The organism is Citrobacter sp. Cf088, from assembly GCF_030334295.1.
Taxonomy (GTDB): Bacteria; Pseudomonadota; Gammaproteobacteria; order Enterobacterales; family Enterobacteriaceae; genus Citrobacter; species Citrobacter freundii.
Genome location: NZ_JAOWEE010000052.1, coordinates 88180 through 104698, shown reverse-complemented (window position 1 = coordinate 104698; position 16519 = coordinate 88180). Strand labels below are relative to the sequence as shown.

The following is a 16519-nucleotide window of genomic DNA, read 5'->3' as shown; positions in this document are numbered from 1 at the left end:
TATGCCCATGGCCCGAGCCTTACTGTTGGTCGATTTACAAAATGACTTTTGTGCCGGTGGTGCCCTCGCGGTCCCACAAGGTGACAGCACAATCGATATCGCCAACCGCCTGATTGACTGGTGTGCCGTACGCGGTGACACCGTCGTTGCCAGCCTGGACTGGCACCCGGCTAATCACGGTAGTTTTGCCAGCCAGCATCAGGTCGAGCCCTACAGCCAGGGACAACTCGATGGACTGGCGCAGACGTTCTGGCCCGATCATTGCGTACAAAACAGCGCAGGTGCAGCCCTGCATCCACTGCTGAACCAGCGTGCGATAACTCAAACGTTCACTAAAGGTGAGAACCCGCTGGTCGACAGCTATAGTGCGTTTTTTGATAACGGTCGTCGTCAGGCTACCGCGCTCAATGCTTGGCTACTCGAGCGCCGCATTGCCGAGCTCATCATCATGGGTCTGGCAACCGACTATTGCGTTAAATTCACCGTACTGGATGCGCTCGATCTTGGCTACACCGTCAGCGTTATTACCGACGGCTGCCGTGGGGTTAATATTCAACCCCAGGACAGTGCAAACGCCTTTATAGAAATGTCGGCGGCGGGTGCAACGCTGTATACGTTGGATGACTGGCTGGAAACCCAGCCGTAAGCGATGCCGACAGGGTCACTCCTGTCGGCGCGTTATCTCAGGCCAGCGCTGAAATCTCTTCCAGCGATACTTTGCGTGTTTCGATGCCAAAACAAAAAAGAATCAGCGCGCATAGAACCAACATTACTCCTAACACGATAAAGACCGTAATGGATCCATAGCGGGTCAACAAAATAGCGACGCCATAGGGCGTAAACACAGCGACAATCCTTCCCACCGCATTCACAAAACCTGATCCTCTCAATCTAAGGTGCGTGGGCCATAGTTCTGGGACATAAACTGCAGAGGCAAAGCAGACATACATATACAGAAAAAAAATCATCACCAGCCCGTAGCTCAGAATGGCCCACTCTTCAGTTTGAAGTGAATAGAAATACCCGAGCAATGCGATAATAATCAACAAGAATGAGCCAAACAATCGCCGTGGAAAGCGATCGATAATTAACGCGGCAATAAATATCCCAACTGGCGCGCCAATCATAATTATCGCGGTCATAAATATGGATTTCGTTACATCGATTCCCGAATTAACAAATATAGTCGGGATCCATACCGTAATGGTGTAGAGCGAAATATTCATTGCGATAAGCACCGTGATCGCCACCAGTGTACAGCGCAACATTGGCCCCTTAAACAATAGCCAAAATGAACCACTTGCCGTGCTTAAATCCGCCGACGGGCATTCGTTCCGGCAGGATGGTAAAGTGATGTTTTTTTCTAGCTCAATTTGCGATTCAACCTGCATAAGATGTTTTTCAGCTTCGCTTCTCTTCCCTTTACCAGCCAGCCAACGTGGGGATTCAATATAGTATTTTCCCGACAGATACCAGGCCAACAGCATTGCCATGCCACCGAGCAGAAACATCACCCGCCAGCTTAAAAGTGCAATGATCACGACGCCAATTGCCGCAGATAGCATTGGTGCCCAGTTGCCGACAAATGACAGACGGGCAGACCATTTCCCACGTACCGCGGGTGGAATAAATTCTGTAAATGAGGCATAGCCCACCATAATTAGCGCCCCCATTCCAATCCCCATCAGACAGCGGAAGAAGATAAGCCAGTACATGTTGGGCACAAACGTTGCAGCGCAGGCTGAGGCCCCGACGATTAACAAATTGATACGGAACGCTTTGCGTCGACCGAGATAATCACCAATAAAGCCGCCGGCTAGTGAACCGATAAAGTAGCCGAACATCAGCGCTGAGGTAAACGCGGCATTTAGATAATTGTTTGACCAGCCAGTGTTGACTAATTTTGCTAATACCACATTCCCGGAATAGCTGAGAAAACCGGTTGTTAACAAACTAAAACTAATAATGCCGAAAATACGAAAATGAAATCGAGATAAAGGTAAGCGATCTAATCTTGCGCCGATAGGGTCACATTGTTCCATCTGGATGCCTCAAATTCAGCTAAATAGAAAGTATGGCGATCGCGGCAGAAGCAATTTTGCCGCGCCATCCATCATCATTAGATTCTTATGGCATTTCCCAGGTGCAAACTAGAATAATATCGACACAACCCTCGCTATAGTTAATAAACGAGTTGAATATTATTCTCTTTGCAAAATGCAATCCACTCTGCACCCGGTGCCTTATTGGTTATTAGGTAATTAATATGGCTAAAGTCCACTAGCTGAACGAAAGCTTTACGATCAAACTTTGAGTGATCAACTAACAGGGCCACCTCAGTCGCCTGGCGGATCATGGTTTTTTTGATTTCCGCTTCTGCTTCATTAGAATCAAGCGCCCCACTCTGCATATCCAAACCTTTGCAGCTCATCACCATGATATCGACATGATAGCGGCTGATAATCTCCTTGGTGATTCTTCCCTGCAGCGACAGCGTATTCTTATTCAGCTCACCGCCAGTAGAAACCACGTTAATTTCTGACTGCGCCAGCTCATGAAATGCTTCAGCCGAATTGGTAAGCAACGTCAGATCGTTTCTTTCCTTCAACAGCTTTAATAATTCCATCGCGGTACTGCTGGAGTCGGCAGCCATTGTGGTCTTATTTTTAATAAACGGTAATGCATTACGTGCAATGATCTGCTTTTCTTCGAAGAAAGATTTTGCACGCTTATAAAAATGAATATTGTCGGACAACGCGGTGGTATTGAGCACTGCACCACCATATGTTCGGGTCAAAAAACCTTCATCTTCCAGTTTTTCAAGATCGCGGCGAATCGTTTCCTCAGTCACCTGAAAGATTGAACTTAAATTAGATACCACCACTTTCTTATCGTTAGCCACCATTTGCTTAATGGCCTGAATCCTGTCTTTTGCCGCCACGATGATACCTCTGTTTCCTGCAAAGTAATAATAAGACCCTAGTATCTCACAGGCTATATTTATTTTCAAAAGAACATGTCTGAATCACAGATTTTAATACTCTTTTACACAGAAACAGAGGTCAATCCTATCTGAATTAATTTATATCCAACGCTTCCGCCATTCGCCTCATCAATAATGAATCATCATCTGTCAGGGGAATGGTTAACGCCTCTACATTCTCGCGAACCTGTTCAGGTGCGGTTGCGCCACTCAGTAAGGTGATCAAATCGCTTTGCTTTAAAATCCACGCCAGAGCTAGTGCGGGGATTGTGCAGCGGTATTTTTCACACAGCGGCTGCCACTGCCCTAGCATATCAATCACCCGCAGCATATTTTCCCGCTGAAACCAGACCTTGTTAGCCCGCGCGCCGCCAGGAACATAATCTCGGGCGATAGTACCGGTCAACAACCCCTGCTCAAGCGGTGAATAGACCTGCACGATGATGCCATTCTGCTGGCATAGCGGCAGCAGTTCAGCTTCCAGCGCCCGGTCAAGAATGCTGTACTTAGCCTGGATAATATCCAGCTCACCGTGTTTGAGATACTCCCTGATATGCCCGGCATTGACGTTCGCCGCACCAATCGAACGGATTTTCCCCTCTTTTTTCAGTGCGTTCAGCGTGTCTACGGTTTCCGCAATCGGCGTAAAACAGGGTTCGACCGACTGCCAGTGGGTCATATAGATATCAATACTGTCGATACCCAATCTTTGCAGGCTGGCATCAACCTCTTCGCGAATAGACTCAGGCGTAAGGTTTTTATACAGCTGGCGATCGCCCACTTTGTTAAACAGGCTGCCTGTTCGCTCCCAGACGATGCCGCATTTGGTTTCAACCACTACCTCGCTGCGCGGCAGCTTTTTCAGCGCCTGACCGACAATCACTTCACTGTTGCCAAAGTTGTAGCCTGGCGCGGTATCAATCAGATTGATACCGCAGCGATACGCCTCAACAATGGTATCGATACAAATCTGCAGATCGAGATCGCCATTCCATGCCGGACCACCGCCAATAGCCCATGTGCCTAATCCCATGCGGGAAAGCGTAATATCCGTACTTCCTAAAGGAATCATTTTCATCTGCCGCTATTACCCTTCGTATTCGTCAAGAAGTTGTTCAACCAGCTTTCTGTTCTTCACACCCGTCGTGGCACCCACGCTCAGTACCGATATTGCCGCCGTTGCATTAGCAAACAGCGCGCAGTCGCGAAGCGTTTTGCCTTCTAGCAGCGCGGAGATAAATCCTGAAGCAAAGTTATCCCCCGCGCCGATGGTGTCGATGGCGGTAATTCCTGACACCGCCGGGACCTCCATTTTCATGTCAACACGCTTGATAAAACAGCCTCTCTTGCCGGTCTTAATCACGACGGTTTTCACGCCACAGTTCAGAAAACTGTCGGCAATCTCATCCAGCGTATCTTTCCCAGTGAGCAGTTTTGCCTCTTCAAAATTGGGAAACAGATAATCCACGTAGCTCAGCGCTTCACGGATATCGTCCAGCGTTTCATTTAGTCGCGGTTTAATCATATCCGCGCAGATAATGAGCTTATGCGCTTTCGCCTGCGTGAAAATTGCCGTCAGTGCATCGCCATCCAACAACGGGCTATTAAAAATACTCGCCAGCGACAGCAGCTTTGCTTGAGAGAAACGGTCAAAATCAACATCGTTTATATTCAGTTTCCATAAGCTGCCGTTACGGTTAGTCACAAAGGTGCGTTCACCATCAGCGGTGACTAAACCCACGTTAATGGAAGTATCAATATCAGCATCCTGCTTCAGGCTTTTAATATCAATATTCTCCTGACGGCAGTGGTCGACAATAAAATGCCCCGCAGCATCGTCACCTACCCGGCCAATTAACGCCGTGCGATGGCCGAGGCGAGAAATAATCGTCGCCTCATTAATAGCGTCACCTCCCGTGGTCATAGCTATTCGTTCTAATGGATAAGATTCAACATCAAAGATATTTTTACTCACTGGTTGCAAGGGAATATCAACAATTGCCGCCCCTATACAAATAACCTCGATATTATCCATATTGTCATTCCGCTTTACCGTCTGAACCAAACAATTTGATTTTCTCCAGCGCGCGCTCTTTTACGGCTTTACGTACTTCACGTTCAACGTGCAGGAACGGCTGGTCCTGGTTCTCCTGCACCGCCACCATTGCGGCCTGGCACAGTTCGGTGTGAATATTGATTTTCGAAATGCCTAATGAAATGGCTTTTTTGATATCCGCGTCGCTAATGCCGGACGCGCCGTGCAGCACCAGCGGAACGGATACCGCCTGACGCACTCGTTTAACCACGTCAAAGTTCAGTTTCGGTTCGGAGGTGTAGACGCCGTGCTGGTTACCAATCGCTACCGCCAGCGAGTCACAGCCGGTACGCTCGACAAACTCAGCCGCCTGGCTTGGGTCAGTGTAGTGATAACCCGCCAGCGCCTCTTCGTAGACCGTTTCATTACCCACATGGCCCAGCTCTGCTTCGATGGGAATACCCAGCGGGTGGAAGAAATCGACCGCCTCTTTGGTCAGGCGAATATTCTCCTCGAAATCAAAAGCGGAAGCATCACGCATCAGTGAATTCATGCCGTGGGCCCATGCGTTATGGATTATCTCCATGCTGCGTCCGTGATCCCAGTGGGTAATAACCGGCACCGAGGCTTTTTTCGCCATAGAAACCATCATATGCGAAAAATCTTCAAACGAGGTATTACCCACAAAGCCGGTACCGAAGGAGATAATTACCGGCGATTTAGATTCTTCCGCCGCATCAATCACTCCCATTAACATTTCCGCATTCCACACGTTAAAGTGGGCAATTGCATAATGTTTATTTTGAGCATCATTTTCCCAATATTTAATATCTGCCAGCATGGTTATGTCTCCCTTTTCAATAGATTAATAATTTACTTTAATAACGCCTTTGATAATTTCACATTTGTTATTAACGGATTCATCAAACGCGCGCTGAACATCTTCATAATCGTAAATATGCGTCACCATCGACTTCACATCAAAACGCCCTGAGGAGATGGCTTCAATCGTGACCGGGTAGCGGTTGGCATAACGGAAAACGGTCTGAATAGACACTTCACGGTTAATTTTGAGGAAATTAATCGCTGAATCACCAGGTACAGTACCCACGATCATGATTTTCCCGCCGCGCATTACCAGATATGGAGCCTGCTTAACAGTGATCGCTGAACCTGCGCTTTCAAAAACAATATCGGCCCCCATATCTCCGGAGAACTGCTGGCAGCGGACAACGGTGTCCTCTTTCGCCCCGTTGATCACGGTCGTCGCGCCAAGTTGCTCGGCCATGGTCAGACGCTTTTCCAGGACATCAACCACCGCAATGTCGGTAGCACCCAAACATTTACAGGCTTGCAGGGTCATTAAACCAATACAGCCCGCCCCCAGAATGACGATTTTCTTGCCCGGTTTAACGTCCGCCAGCATTGCGGCATGCATCCCTACCGCCGCGGGCTCTACCAGCGCGCCTTCCATGGTGTCCATATTATCGGGCAACTTGTAAGTGAAGCTCTCCGGATGGCACAGATAGTGGGTTAGCGCGCCGCGATAATTAGGCTGCGTGGCCATAAAGTCAACATCAGGGCAGATGTTGTATTTCCCTTCCAGGCAGTAGCGGCAGTGACCGCACGGCACGCCCGGTTCGATATTCACCCGGTCGCCGGGTTTAAATTTAGTCACACGGTTCCCTACTGCCACCACCGTACCGGCGCATTCATGCCCCAGACCAATTTCCTGATTGGGATCTTTCGGCGGAATAAAAGGACCCGATTCAAAACCATGAACATCTGACCCACAAATTCCAACGTATTCCACTTTAATCAGCACTTCGTGCTCTTTTGGCACCGGGATATCGGCGGCAATAATTTTCATCGTGCCCGGCGTTTTTAATATCGCTTTTGAATTTTTCATTTTATTTCCCATCAATATTATTTGCTGGTAACTGCATCAATACCGAGACTTTCGACAGAGACGCCTTTGGTTTCAATTCCGATGGTAGCAATGGCGACAGCGACAATAATGGAGACCGCACCCAGCAGTACAAATACACCCGTCACTCCATAACCGTTAAGCAATACCGCGACCGCATAAGGCGCAGCGATACCACTGATACGCCCTACTGCATTCGCCAGACCAGAACCGCGGAGTTTCGCTTCGGTTGGCCATATTTCCGGAACATAGACTGCCGAGGCATAGCAAACGTACATATAGACAAAAGTAATCAGGAAGAAACCAATTAGCGTAATCAGCAGCATGCTGGTTTGCAGTGAATAGATATATCCCAGCACGGCAATTAACACTAATAACCCTACACCCATGGTCTTTCTCGGAATTTTATCCATTACCAGCATGGCGATAAAAATCCCAAACGGCGCGCCGAACATACTCATGGTATTTAAGACAATGGAGTCTTTCAGATTAATGCCCTGCGTCATAAATATTGTCGGTAGCCAATTAATTAAGGTGTACTGGACGACGTTCATGGCAATCAGAACAAAGGAACCCAAAATAACCCGCTTCAGTAACACCCCTGTTAATAATGCGGAGTACGGAACAGAACACGGTTGTTTGCCATCATCATCTATTACGACTGGTGGCAGCGGCCTACCGGTCTGTCGAATGACACCTTCCTCAATTGCCCGCATCACCTTTTCGGCTTCCTGGTAGCGCCCGCGAGACTCCAGCCAGCGAGGCGACTCAGGGAAACTGCGCCAGGCAATAACCGTTGCTATGAGCGACAGCACCGCAGGAATCAACAACTGTACGCGCCAGTTCCATTCCGCGCTGATAAGTGGCGTCAGCCCCATCGCAATCAGCGAACAGAGTGGATAAGACCAGTTGCCGATAAACGAGACCCGACTCGACCATGTACCACGATTTCTGCCAGGCATATATTCGGTAAACCCGGCAAATAAGGTCACTAACAGCGCGCCTAATCCAACTCCCATTACAAAACGGCAGGCGATCAGAAAGGTCATATTGGGTGAAAACGCACCCACGATCATAGAAATAATATGAATCGCTTCATATAGAATAAATGCGTTTTTACGCCCGATTTTATCGCCAATAATTCCCCCACCGAGCGCGCCGAGAAACATTCCAGCCGTCGTAATGGCAGAGAACGTGGCGGTGGTGGAATTATCAGTCCAGCCAAGTTCTTTTAACTGCGCGAGAATTAATCCGCCGACGGCATTACTCCAGCAAACCAGTAATCCGAAGGCAACCATCGCAAACATTGACGTATGCCAGCGACAGTCAGGTAGCCTGTCCAGTCTGGCGCCGCAGTGCGGTTTTGCTATTTGTTCCATGCGATAACGTCCTTTTAATAAACATGTTATTCATCAAAGTCGTAAGTCATGATGACTTTAATCGCGGTTTTATTGACCATGGCGTCAAATCCTTCGCGCCATTGCGACAGGCCGATACGGTGAGTGATCATCGGTTTGACCTTGATCGCTCCGCTGGCCAGCAGGCGTATGGCGTTGCGCCAGGATGTAGAATCGTAGGCCATATGACCAATGATGCTTTTGTTCCACGCGGTGATGTCGTTGATGGAGAAATCGAGAGGTTTAAAGCCCATGCCGACGCGAACGACTTCACCATTCGGGCGCAGCATTTCGATCGATTGTTTCAGAGCGATATTGGCACCAGAGCATTCAATGACTAGCCCCAGATTGTCTTTACCGCAAATTTCCTGGCAGCGTGCAACCACATCTTCGGTCGAACCGTTAACGACAGCTGTCGCCCCCAGCTCTTTGGCGATCGGGAAGCGTACGGCAACGTCCTCTTCCAGCCCGACCATTACGATATTTACGGCCCCCATGATGCGCGCCATTTGCACGGAAAAGAGCCCTAATGGGCCGGTGCCGAAAACCACGACGTCCTGGCCGGGAAGGAATTTGGATTGCTGAGCAATAGATTTGTAGGCGTTACAGATAGGATCCAGCACCGCCGCTTCTTCATAATCAACGCCTTGTGGGATTTCCCACAGCGCATGGCGGTGAATTTTGAGAATTTCCCCCGGCACCAGGCAATATTTAGAGAACCCTCCGCCCCATGTGTTATTGTCGAGACCTAAGTTCACTTTTTCTGTACAACACAGAAAATCGCCTTGTTCGCAGGCCGGGCAAACACCGCAGACATGTCCACTATTGTCAGAAACCACCCGCTGACCGACTTTCCAGTCCTTAACTTTGTCGCCAACGCGGACAATTTTACCGGCGAACTCATGGCCGCGGATGGAGTTAAATTGATCAGAACCGCTATCAACATTGTAGTGTTTCATGTCCGCGCCGCAGATAGCCGCCGCTTTGATTTCAATCACGATGTCATCCGGGCCACAAACCGGTTCCGGTACATCAATCATCTTATAGCCGCCAAAGGCCTTGCCAAATCTTGCCAGTGCTTTCATTGAATTTTCCTTTGTGTTCAGTTTTGCATCAGTGACAATCATACTTATCCATATAATTTTTGAGGTCAACATCAAATATTTAAAACACAGATTATTATCTGCATTTCACAACCAAGATCACAAATAAATGCAATGATGAATTGAAAACCAAGTGAACCTGGCAGCCGCTTCGCTAAAATGGCGTGAACCCCTTCGCATTTTTCCTGTTATGAAACTGTTAACCTGCGAATGCTGTTTTTTTCGCCACGCCATTTCCGTGGCGTGTTTACTTGTTTAAATGTCAAAGAGGAACACCGATGAAACTATTGCCTTTGTTGGCAGCATTACCCCTGCTCTGCGCCAGCGTTGTTTCCGCCAATACACTGATGTCAGTTGGCTACTTTAATGGCGGTGGCGACGTCACTGCCGGTCCTGGCGGCGACATCAATAAACTGGATGTTCGCCAGATAACCCATCTCAACTATTCGTTTGGCCTTGTCTACAACAACGAAAAAGACGAGACCAATGACGCCTTAAAAGACGCCAGCAAACTGCATCAAATTTGGCTTTCACAGAAAGTGCAGGATGATTTGCTGAAAATTCCACAGCTGCGTAAACAAAATCCAAACCTGAAAGTGTTGCTTTCCGTCGGCGGTTGGGGAGCGCGTGGATTCACTGGTGCGGCGGCAACGAAGGATACGCGCGCAGTGTTTATTCAGTCTGCGCAAGAGATAATTGCAAAATATGGTCTGGATGGCATCGACCTCGACTGGGAATATCCGGTTAACGGAGCCTGGGGACTGGTCGAAAGCCAACCGGCTGACCGCGCTAACTTTACCGCGCTGCTTGCAGAACTGCGAGCCGCATTGGGGCATAAAAAACTGCTGACCATCGCCGTGGGCGCAAATGCAGAAAGTCCGAAAAGCTGGGTGGATGTAAAAGCCATTGCACCATCGCTCGACTACATCAACCTGATGACCTATGACATGGCTTACGGCACCCAGTATTTTAACTCGAACCTGTATGATTCGACGCAATGGCCGACGGTCGCCGCGGCGGATAAGTACAGCGCCGATTTTGTGGTCAGTAACTATCTCGCAGCCGGTCTGAAACCGAGCCAAATGAATCTGGGCATTGGCTTTTATGGACGCGTACCAAAACGCGCCGTTGAGCCAGGTATTGACTGGAGCAAACCTGACGCGCAGAAAACCCCGGCTACCCAGCCCTATTTCGAGCCTGCGCAAATTGAGTTGTTCAAATCACTGGGCGTCGACCTGAGCAAAGATACCTACGTGAAGTACAACGATATCGTGGCGAAGTTGATCAACGATCCGCAAAAACGCTTTAGCCAACATTGGGATGATGAAGCGAAAGTGCCGTGGCTGTCGGTGCAGTCTGCAGATGGAAAAGCACTTTTTGCCCTCTCCTATGAAAATCCGCGTTCGGTGGCGATAAAAGCCGACTACATCAAAAGCAAAGGATTGGGAGGCGCCATGTTCTGGGAATACGGTGCAGATGACCAAAACCAGTTGGCGAAGCAGTTAGCCGATTCGTTAGGCATCAAACACTGATCCCAACGCCTGGCACAATAGGTTATGATTAGCCCATTCTGCTGCGTCAACCTTTGGCGCAGCTCTTCATTTTCTACTGGAGGCATGCGCTTTTATGGCTTTTATCCCTAAAAATTACGCCCGTCTGGAAGTCGGATATCGGGAAAAGGCGCTAAAGCTCTTCCCTTGGGTTTGTGGACGTTGTTCCCGTGAGTTCGTGTATTCAAATTTGCGCGAGCTGACAGTACATCACATCGATCACGATCACTCCAATAACCCGGAAGACGGTAGCAACTGGGAGATGTTATGCCTGTACTGTCACGATCATGAGCATTCGAAATATACTGAGGTGGATCAGTATGGTTCTACCGTAGTGGCAGGGGAAGATGCGCAGAAAGACGTCGGCGAGGCGAAATACAATCCGTTTGCCGACCTGAAGGCGATGATGAACAAGAAATAACAGCAACTGCGGGCCCGACACCGATGTTTGCCGGGCCAGGTTAATCAGGATTTAAACGTCGCAATCGGTTCGGGCGTAATACCAAACTCAACCTTCAACTGCTGCTTGCTCTTCATCACCATCTCACCGTTGGTATCAATCGTCATATGCTGTGCGTCAATATTGTTTCGCGCCTGCCATAACATTACCAGCTGTAAGCTGTTCTCTTTTTGTTCTGCCGTTAGCGCTACGCCATCCGGCCATTTTCCGAGTTCAACGGCAGTCGATAAGCGCTGATAAACTTCCGGCGTCATACTGTTGATCATCTCATCAAGATTCATGTTAAATCCACTCTCCGTAGAATAATTTGCTGAATCGTTTCTTCAACCCTTGGTTTGCTCACCGTTTTCACTATCGGTGAAGTTCAAAGACGCTGAGTTAACGCAGTACCGTTCACCGGTAGGTTTCGGACCATCCGGGAAGACGTGTCCCAGGTGCGCATCACAGTTTCCGCAGCGGATTTCTATGCGCTGCATGCCGTGTGACGTATCTTTTATGTAATGGATAGCCTCATCGCTGACAGGCTCGTAAAAGCTGGGCCAGCCGCAGCCAGAGTCATATTTTGTCTCGGAACGAAATAGCGGTTTATCGCAGATCAGACAGTGGTAGATGCCGTCACGCTTGTTATGCAGCAAACGCCCGGTAAATGGCGGTTCTGTCCCGTGATTCTGCGTCACGTAGAACTGCATTTCGGTTAAATTTTTTTTCAGTTCTTCTGGAGAAAGTTGATTAGCCATTTGCTCACATCTCGCTTTATCTAAACTCACATCGCGAGACAGATTCTAACAAAACATTAACACCGGAGTGCGAACTTTTGTTCTAAACTTGATCCTTGCGAAATGGCAGCCTGCAATTCGTGATCAGAATCACGTTTTTATCTTGATTGCCCTTTAAAATTCGGGCCGCCGACCCCATGTGGTTTCAAGCCCAAAGGAAGAGTGAGGCGAGTCAGTTGCGCAAAGCTTAGGCAGCAGATTGATTTGTCGCAATGATTGACACGATTCCGCTTGACGCTGCGTAAGGTTTTTGTAATTTTACAGGCAACCTTTTATTCACTAACAAATAGCTGGTGGAATATATGACTATCAAAGTAGGTATCAACGGTTTTGGCCGTATCGGTCGCATTGTTTTCCGTGCTGCTCAAGAACGCTCTGACATCGAGATCGTTGCAATCAACGACCTGTTAGACGCTGACTACATGGCTTACATGCTGAAATATGACTCCACTCACGGCCGTTTCAACGGTACCGTTGAAGTGAAAGACGGTCATCTGATCGTAAACGGTAAAAAAATCCGTGTTACCGCTGAACGTGATCCGGCTAACCTGAAATGGGACGAAGTTGGTGTTGACGTAGTAGCTGAAGCTACTGGCCTGTTCCTGACAGATGAAACCGCTCGTAAGCACATCACTGCTGGCGCGAAAAAAGTGGTTCTGACTGGTCCGTCCAAAGATAACACTCCGATGTTTGTTAAAGGCGCTAACTTTGACAAATACGAAGGTCAGGACATCGTTTCTAACGCATCCTGCACCACTAACTGCCTGGCTCCGCTGGCTAAAGTTATCAACGACAACTTCGGCATCATCGAAGGTCTGATGACTACTGTTCACGCGACCACCGCTACTCAGAAAACCGTTGATGGCCCGTCTCACAAAGACTGGCGCGGCGGCCGCGGCGCATCCCAGAACATCATCCCGTCCTCTACCGGTGCAGCTAAAGCTGTAGGTAAAGTACTGCCAGAACTGAACGGCAAACTGACTGGTATGGCGTTCCGCGTTCCTACCCCGAACGTATCCGTTGTTGACCTGACCGTTCGTCTGGAAAAAGCTGCTTCTTACGAAGAAATTAAGAAAGCAATCAAAGCTGCTTCCGAAGGCCCGATGAAAGGCGTTCTGGGTTACACCGAAGACGACGTAGTATCTACCGATTTCAACGGTGAAGTTTGCACTTCCGTGTTCGATGCTAAAGCTGGTATCGCACTGAACGACAACTTCGTGAAACTGGTATCCTGGTACGACAACGAAACCGGTTACTCCAACAAAGTTCTGGACCTGATTGCTCACATCTCCAAATAAGTTGAGATGAGTATCTGATCCAAAAAGGCGACTTCGGTCGCCTTTTTTTATGACCAAAATATTCACATACCAAGGATTGCATCATGATTAACAAAATTTTCGCTCTCCCGGTCATTGAACAGCTTACCCCTGTCCTCTCCCGCCGTCAGCTTGATGAGCTTGAGGTTCTTGTTGTCGATCACCCACAGGTTAAAGCTTCTTTCGCACTGCAGGGCGCACATCTTCTTTCCTGGAAACCAAATGGTGAAGAGGAAGTCCTGTGGTTAAGCAACAATACCCCGTTTAAAACCGGCGTTGCGCTGCGTGGCGGAGTACCAATTTGCTGGCCTTGGTTTGGTCCGGCTGCTCAGCAGGGCCTGCCTTCGCATGGTTTTGCCCGTAACTTGCCATGGACGCTGAAAGCGCACAACGAAGACGACAATGGCGTGGTGTTGACGTTTGAACTGCAGAGCAATGCCGAAACGCGTCAGCTTTGGCCGCACGAGTTTTGCCTGCTGGCCCGTTTCAAAGTGGGAGCCACCTGTGAGATGGAGCTGGAAGCTCACGGTGAGTTTGAAACCACCTCGGCACTGCATACCTATTTCAACGTTGGTGACATTGCGGCAGTGAAAGTTAGTGGTCTCGGCGATCGCCTGATCGATAAAGTGAATGATGCTAAAGAAGATGTGCTGGCTGATGGTATCCAGACCTTCCCGGACCGCACCGATCGTGTCTATCTGAATCCGGAAGCGTGCAGCGTGATTCATGATGATGCGTTGAATCGCAATATCGACGTTGTCCACCACCACCACCTGAATGTCGTGGGCTGGAACCCTGGCCCGGCGCTGTCCGTCAGTATGGGCGACATGCCGGATGATGGCTACAAAACGTTTGTTTGTGTAGAAACGGCTTACGCGACCGCTCCGCAGAAAACCACCGAAGAAAAACCATCTCGCCTCGCGCAGACTATTCGTGTTGCTAAACGCTAAGACAACTCTGCGCATCATGCCGGATGCGGCTAACGCCTTATCCGGCCTACAAACCACACACAGCCGTTGGCCTGATAAGCTGCGTGAGCATCGTCATTTGGCAAATCAGGCCATATCCAGCGCTGTTTTACCTTTTGGCGCCGGATACACCTTATCTAACTGCTTCAGCTCATCCACAGAGAGCGTTATCTCCAGCGCGGCGGCATTTTGTTCGACATGCGCTACGCTTGCGGCTTTCGGAATTGCTATTACACCCGACTGACGAATCACCCACGCCAGCAAAATCTGTGCAGCACTAACATTGTGCACGCGCGCAATGTCATTCACCACTGAATTAGAAAGCAAATCGCCACGCAGCCGTCCCGCCTGGGCCAGCGGACTGTATGCCATGACCGGCATCTGCTGCTGCTGGCACCACGGCAGTAAATCATATTCAATACCGCGCGAGGCTAAATGATAAAGCACCTGGTTAGTTGCACACTCCCGTCCACCGGGTACCTGCCATAACGCCTGCATATCATCATAATCGAGATTTGAGACGCCCCAACGGCGGATTTTCCCCTGCGCAATCAGTGTTTCCATGGCATCGACGGTCTCTGCAAATGAAAAATCGCCCATCCAGTGCAGCAAATAGAGATCCAGATAATCAGTTTTCAGTCGACGCAGGCTGGCTTCGCAGGCGGCAATGGCTTTCTGTCCACCGGCATTCCATGGGTAAACTTTCGAGACTAAAAAAGCGCTATCACGCCGTCCCATTAATGCTTCACCCACCACCTCTTCCGCTGCACCATCAGCGTACATTTCTGCGGTATCAATCAATCGCAGACCGAGATCCAGTCCGGCCTGCAGCGCAGACACTTCATCCCGGCGTCGGCTTGGATCCTCGCCCATGTACCATGTTCCCTGCCCAATAGCAGGAAGCGATACCTGGTCTGTAAACGTCACCTGTTTCGCTGTCATCGCACCCTCCTGTGTTAATGCACCACAGTAAAGCAAAACAACGTGCATGTGTCCTGTTAGGGTGCACAAATTGCACCATCATGATCTGGGGGTTGTCTTAATTTTAATGACGTAAAAAAGCCCGCATATCGCGCGGGCTTGAGTTTGACACCGAGTAGTATCAGAACTTGTAGGTCACACCTACCGAGAAGATGCCAGACCAGGACTTATCGACCATCGGGCTGTCTTTCACTTCATCACTCAAACGCACATAACGGCCAGTGCCGTACACATTCCAGTTGCCAAGGAAGTTATAGCTCGCGGTCAACTCCAGGTACGGATCCCATCCATCGTCAGCGTTGTAGCTATTCAGACCACTGCGGCGAGACTCGTGATTGGACACACCATAATAGTAGTCGTTGTAGTTTTCGCTGCTGTACTGCACACCGATACCCGGCGTCAGGGTCAGACCACCATTGGTGTAACGGTAGAGCCAGGCCAGATCCCAGATAAAGCCGTTGCTGTTATCCAGAGTATCACCCGCCAGTGCGGTACGCAGGAAACCATACTGGGTGTTATGTACATATGATAGGCCAGCCATCAAGCTGCTTTTACGCTTGTCGAGTTGGCGTAAAGCATGGCTATCGCTATCACCCGGCTTGAAATGCGTCGGATCATAGTACGCCATGATGGAAAGCTTATCTGCCGTATCATTCCACAAATAGTAACCGCCACCCAAGCCGTGGAACCACACATTATCGCCTTCATAGGTGACAACCGGAACAGGGTAAACATCGCGGTCATACTGTTTGTACGGGCTGTTAATCACACCGACACCCGCGCCAACAGTCCACTGACTTTCCGCCTGTGCGGTGCTAACTGCGGTTGCGGCAAGGACGCCAAGTGCCAGAAGTTTGAGTTTGGTCACAATCCATAATTCCTTATTCAAATGTGTAGCGGTCAAAGTGTAACCGCCAATACGCTTCAGCCCAACTATTTTACGTATTCGCCCCAGAATGTAACCCCCTAATTTCTCAGCGAGTGATGACATTTTGCTTGCAGCACGGTGAACACCACATGAAT

Annotated in this window: 17 protein-coding genes; 5 read left to right on the top strand and 12 right to left on the bottom strand. The window is 49.2% G+C overall.

Features of this window, described 5'->3' with window-relative positions; genetic code table 11:
- Window positions 1–7 precede the first annotated feature (7 nt).
- On the top strand, window positions 8–646 hold the full coding sequence (gene pncA, locus OGV71_RS11675) for a bifunctional nicotinamidase/pyrazinamidase (protein ID WP_502873629.1): 639 nt from the start codon (window positions 8–10) through the stop codon (window positions 644–646).
- A gap of 37 nt (window positions 647–683) precedes the next feature.
- On the opposite strand, the gene OGV71_RS11670 is transcribed toward pncA, so the two are convergent.
- The 8 genes from OGV71_RS11670 to OGV71_RS11635 all read right to left on the bottom strand — a co-directional run bounded on the left by OGV71_RS11670 (window position 684) and on the right by OGV71_RS11635 (window position 9427).
- A complete protein-coding gene (locus OGV71_RS11670) occupies window positions 684–2042 on the bottom strand; it encodes an MFS transporter (RefSeq protein ID WP_110248428.1) in 1359 nt (452 codons plus the stop codon).
- Window positions 2043–2182: 140 nt separating this feature from the next.
- Window positions 2183–2941, bottom strand: a complete 759-nt coding sequence (locus tag OGV71_RS11665; protein WP_003030679.1) for a DeoR/GlpR family DNA-binding transcription regulator — start codon at window positions 2939–2941, stop codon at window positions 2183–2185.
- A gap of 136 nt (window positions 2942–3077) precedes the next feature.
- Window positions 3078–4061: an NADH-dependent methylglyoxal reductase gene (ydjG, locus tag OGV71_RS11660; RefSeq protein ID WP_008320453.1), complete on the bottom strand. Its 984-nt coding sequence runs from the start codon at window positions 4059–4061 to the stop codon at window positions 3078–3080.
- A gap of 9 nt (window positions 4062–4070) precedes the next feature.
- Window positions 4071–5018 (bottom strand): carbohydrate kinase family protein, encoded by a 948-nt coding sequence (locus OGV71_RS11655; RefSeq protein ID WP_204583678.1) that lies wholly within the window; start codon window positions 5016–5018, stop codon window positions 4071–4073.
- 4 nt (window positions 5019–5022) lie between these two features.
- Window positions 5023–5859, bottom strand: coding sequence for a ketose-bisphosphate aldolase (locus tag OGV71_RS11650; RefSeq protein ID WP_048219048.1), 837 nt, complete (start codon window positions 5857–5859; stop codon window positions 5023–5025).
- A gap of 24 nt (window positions 5860–5883) precedes the next feature.
- Window positions 5884–6927: an NAD(P)-dependent alcohol dehydrogenase gene (locus OGV71_RS11645; protein WP_204583680.1), complete on the bottom strand. Its 1044-nt coding sequence runs from the start codon at window positions 6925–6927 to the stop codon at window positions 5884–5886.
- 17 nt (window positions 6928–6944) lie between these two features.
- The gene (locus tag OGV71_RS11640; protein WP_032949099.1) at window positions 6945–8324 is read right to left on the bottom strand and encodes an MFS transporter; all 1380 of its coding nucleotides are present in this window, start codon (window positions 8322–8324) and stop codon (window positions 6945–6947) included.
- Between the two features lie 26 nt (window positions 8325–8350).
- A complete protein-coding gene (locus OGV71_RS11635; RefSeq protein WP_003030686.1) occupies window positions 8351–9427 on the bottom strand; it encodes a zinc-binding dehydrogenase in 1077 nt (358 codons plus the stop codon).
- Between the two features lie 296 nt (window positions 9428–9723).
- Between OGV71_RS11635 and chiD the strand changes: the two genes are divergently transcribed.
- A complete protein-coding gene (chiD, locus tag OGV71_RS11630; RefSeq protein WP_204583682.1) occupies window positions 9724–10977 on the top strand; it encodes a chitinase ChiD in 1254 nt (417 codons plus the stop codon).
- 94 nt (window positions 10978–11071) lie between these two features.
- A complete protein-coding gene (yajD, locus tag OGV71_RS11625; RefSeq protein ID WP_003030690.1) occupies window positions 11072–11416 on the top strand; it encodes an HNH nuclease YajD in 345 nt (114 codons plus the stop codon).
- Window positions 11417–11460: 44 nt separating this feature from the next.
- Here the strand turns inward: yajD and OGV71_RS11620 are convergent, their stop codons facing one another.
- Both OGV71_RS11620 and msrB read right to left on the bottom strand, forming a co-directional pair.
- The gene (locus OGV71_RS11620; RefSeq protein ID WP_003030693.1) at window positions 11461–11736 is read right to left on the bottom strand and encodes a YeaC family protein; all 276 of its coding nucleotides are present in this window, start codon (window positions 11734–11736) and stop codon (window positions 11461–11463) included.
- Between the two features lie 42 nt (window positions 11737–11778).
- Window positions 11779–12192 (bottom strand): peptide-methionine (R)-S-oxide reductase MsrB, encoded by a 414-nt coding sequence (gene msrB / locus OGV71_RS11615; RefSeq protein ID WP_286533242.1) that lies wholly within the window; start codon window positions 12190–12192, stop codon window positions 11779–11781.
- A 341-nt stretch (window positions 12193–12533) separates the two neighbouring features.
- On the opposite strand from msrB, the gene gapA reads away from it, so the two are divergent.
- Window positions 12534–13529 carry a glyceraldehyde-3-phosphate dehydrogenase gene (gene gapA, locus OGV71_RS11610; protein WP_003030697.1) on the top strand — a complete coding sequence of 332 codons (996 nt, stop codon included), beginning with the start codon at window positions 12534–12536 and terminating at the stop codon, window positions 13527–13529.
- Window positions 13530–13612: 83 nt separating this feature from the next.
- The gene (locus OGV71_RS11605) at window positions 13613–14497 is read left to right on the top strand and encodes a D-hexose-6-phosphate mutarotase (RefSeq protein ID WP_003846660.1); all 885 of its coding nucleotides are present in this window, start codon (window positions 13613–13615) and stop codon (window positions 14495–14497) included.
- A 105-nt stretch (window positions 14498–14602) separates the two neighbouring features.
- On the opposite strand, the gene OGV71_RS11600 is transcribed toward OGV71_RS11605, so the two are convergent.
- Complete coding sequence (locus OGV71_RS11600) at window positions 14603–15457, bottom strand: aldo/keto reductase (protein WP_086504255.1); 855 nt, start codon at window positions 15455–15457, stop codon at window positions 14603–14605.
- A gap of 160 nt (window positions 15458–15617) precedes the next feature.
- A complete protein-coding gene (locus OGV71_RS11595; protein ID WP_058842622.1) occupies window positions 15618–16364 on the bottom strand; it encodes a MipA/OmpV family protein in 747 nt (248 codons plus the stop codon).
- Window positions 16365–16519 lie beyond the last annotated feature (155 nt).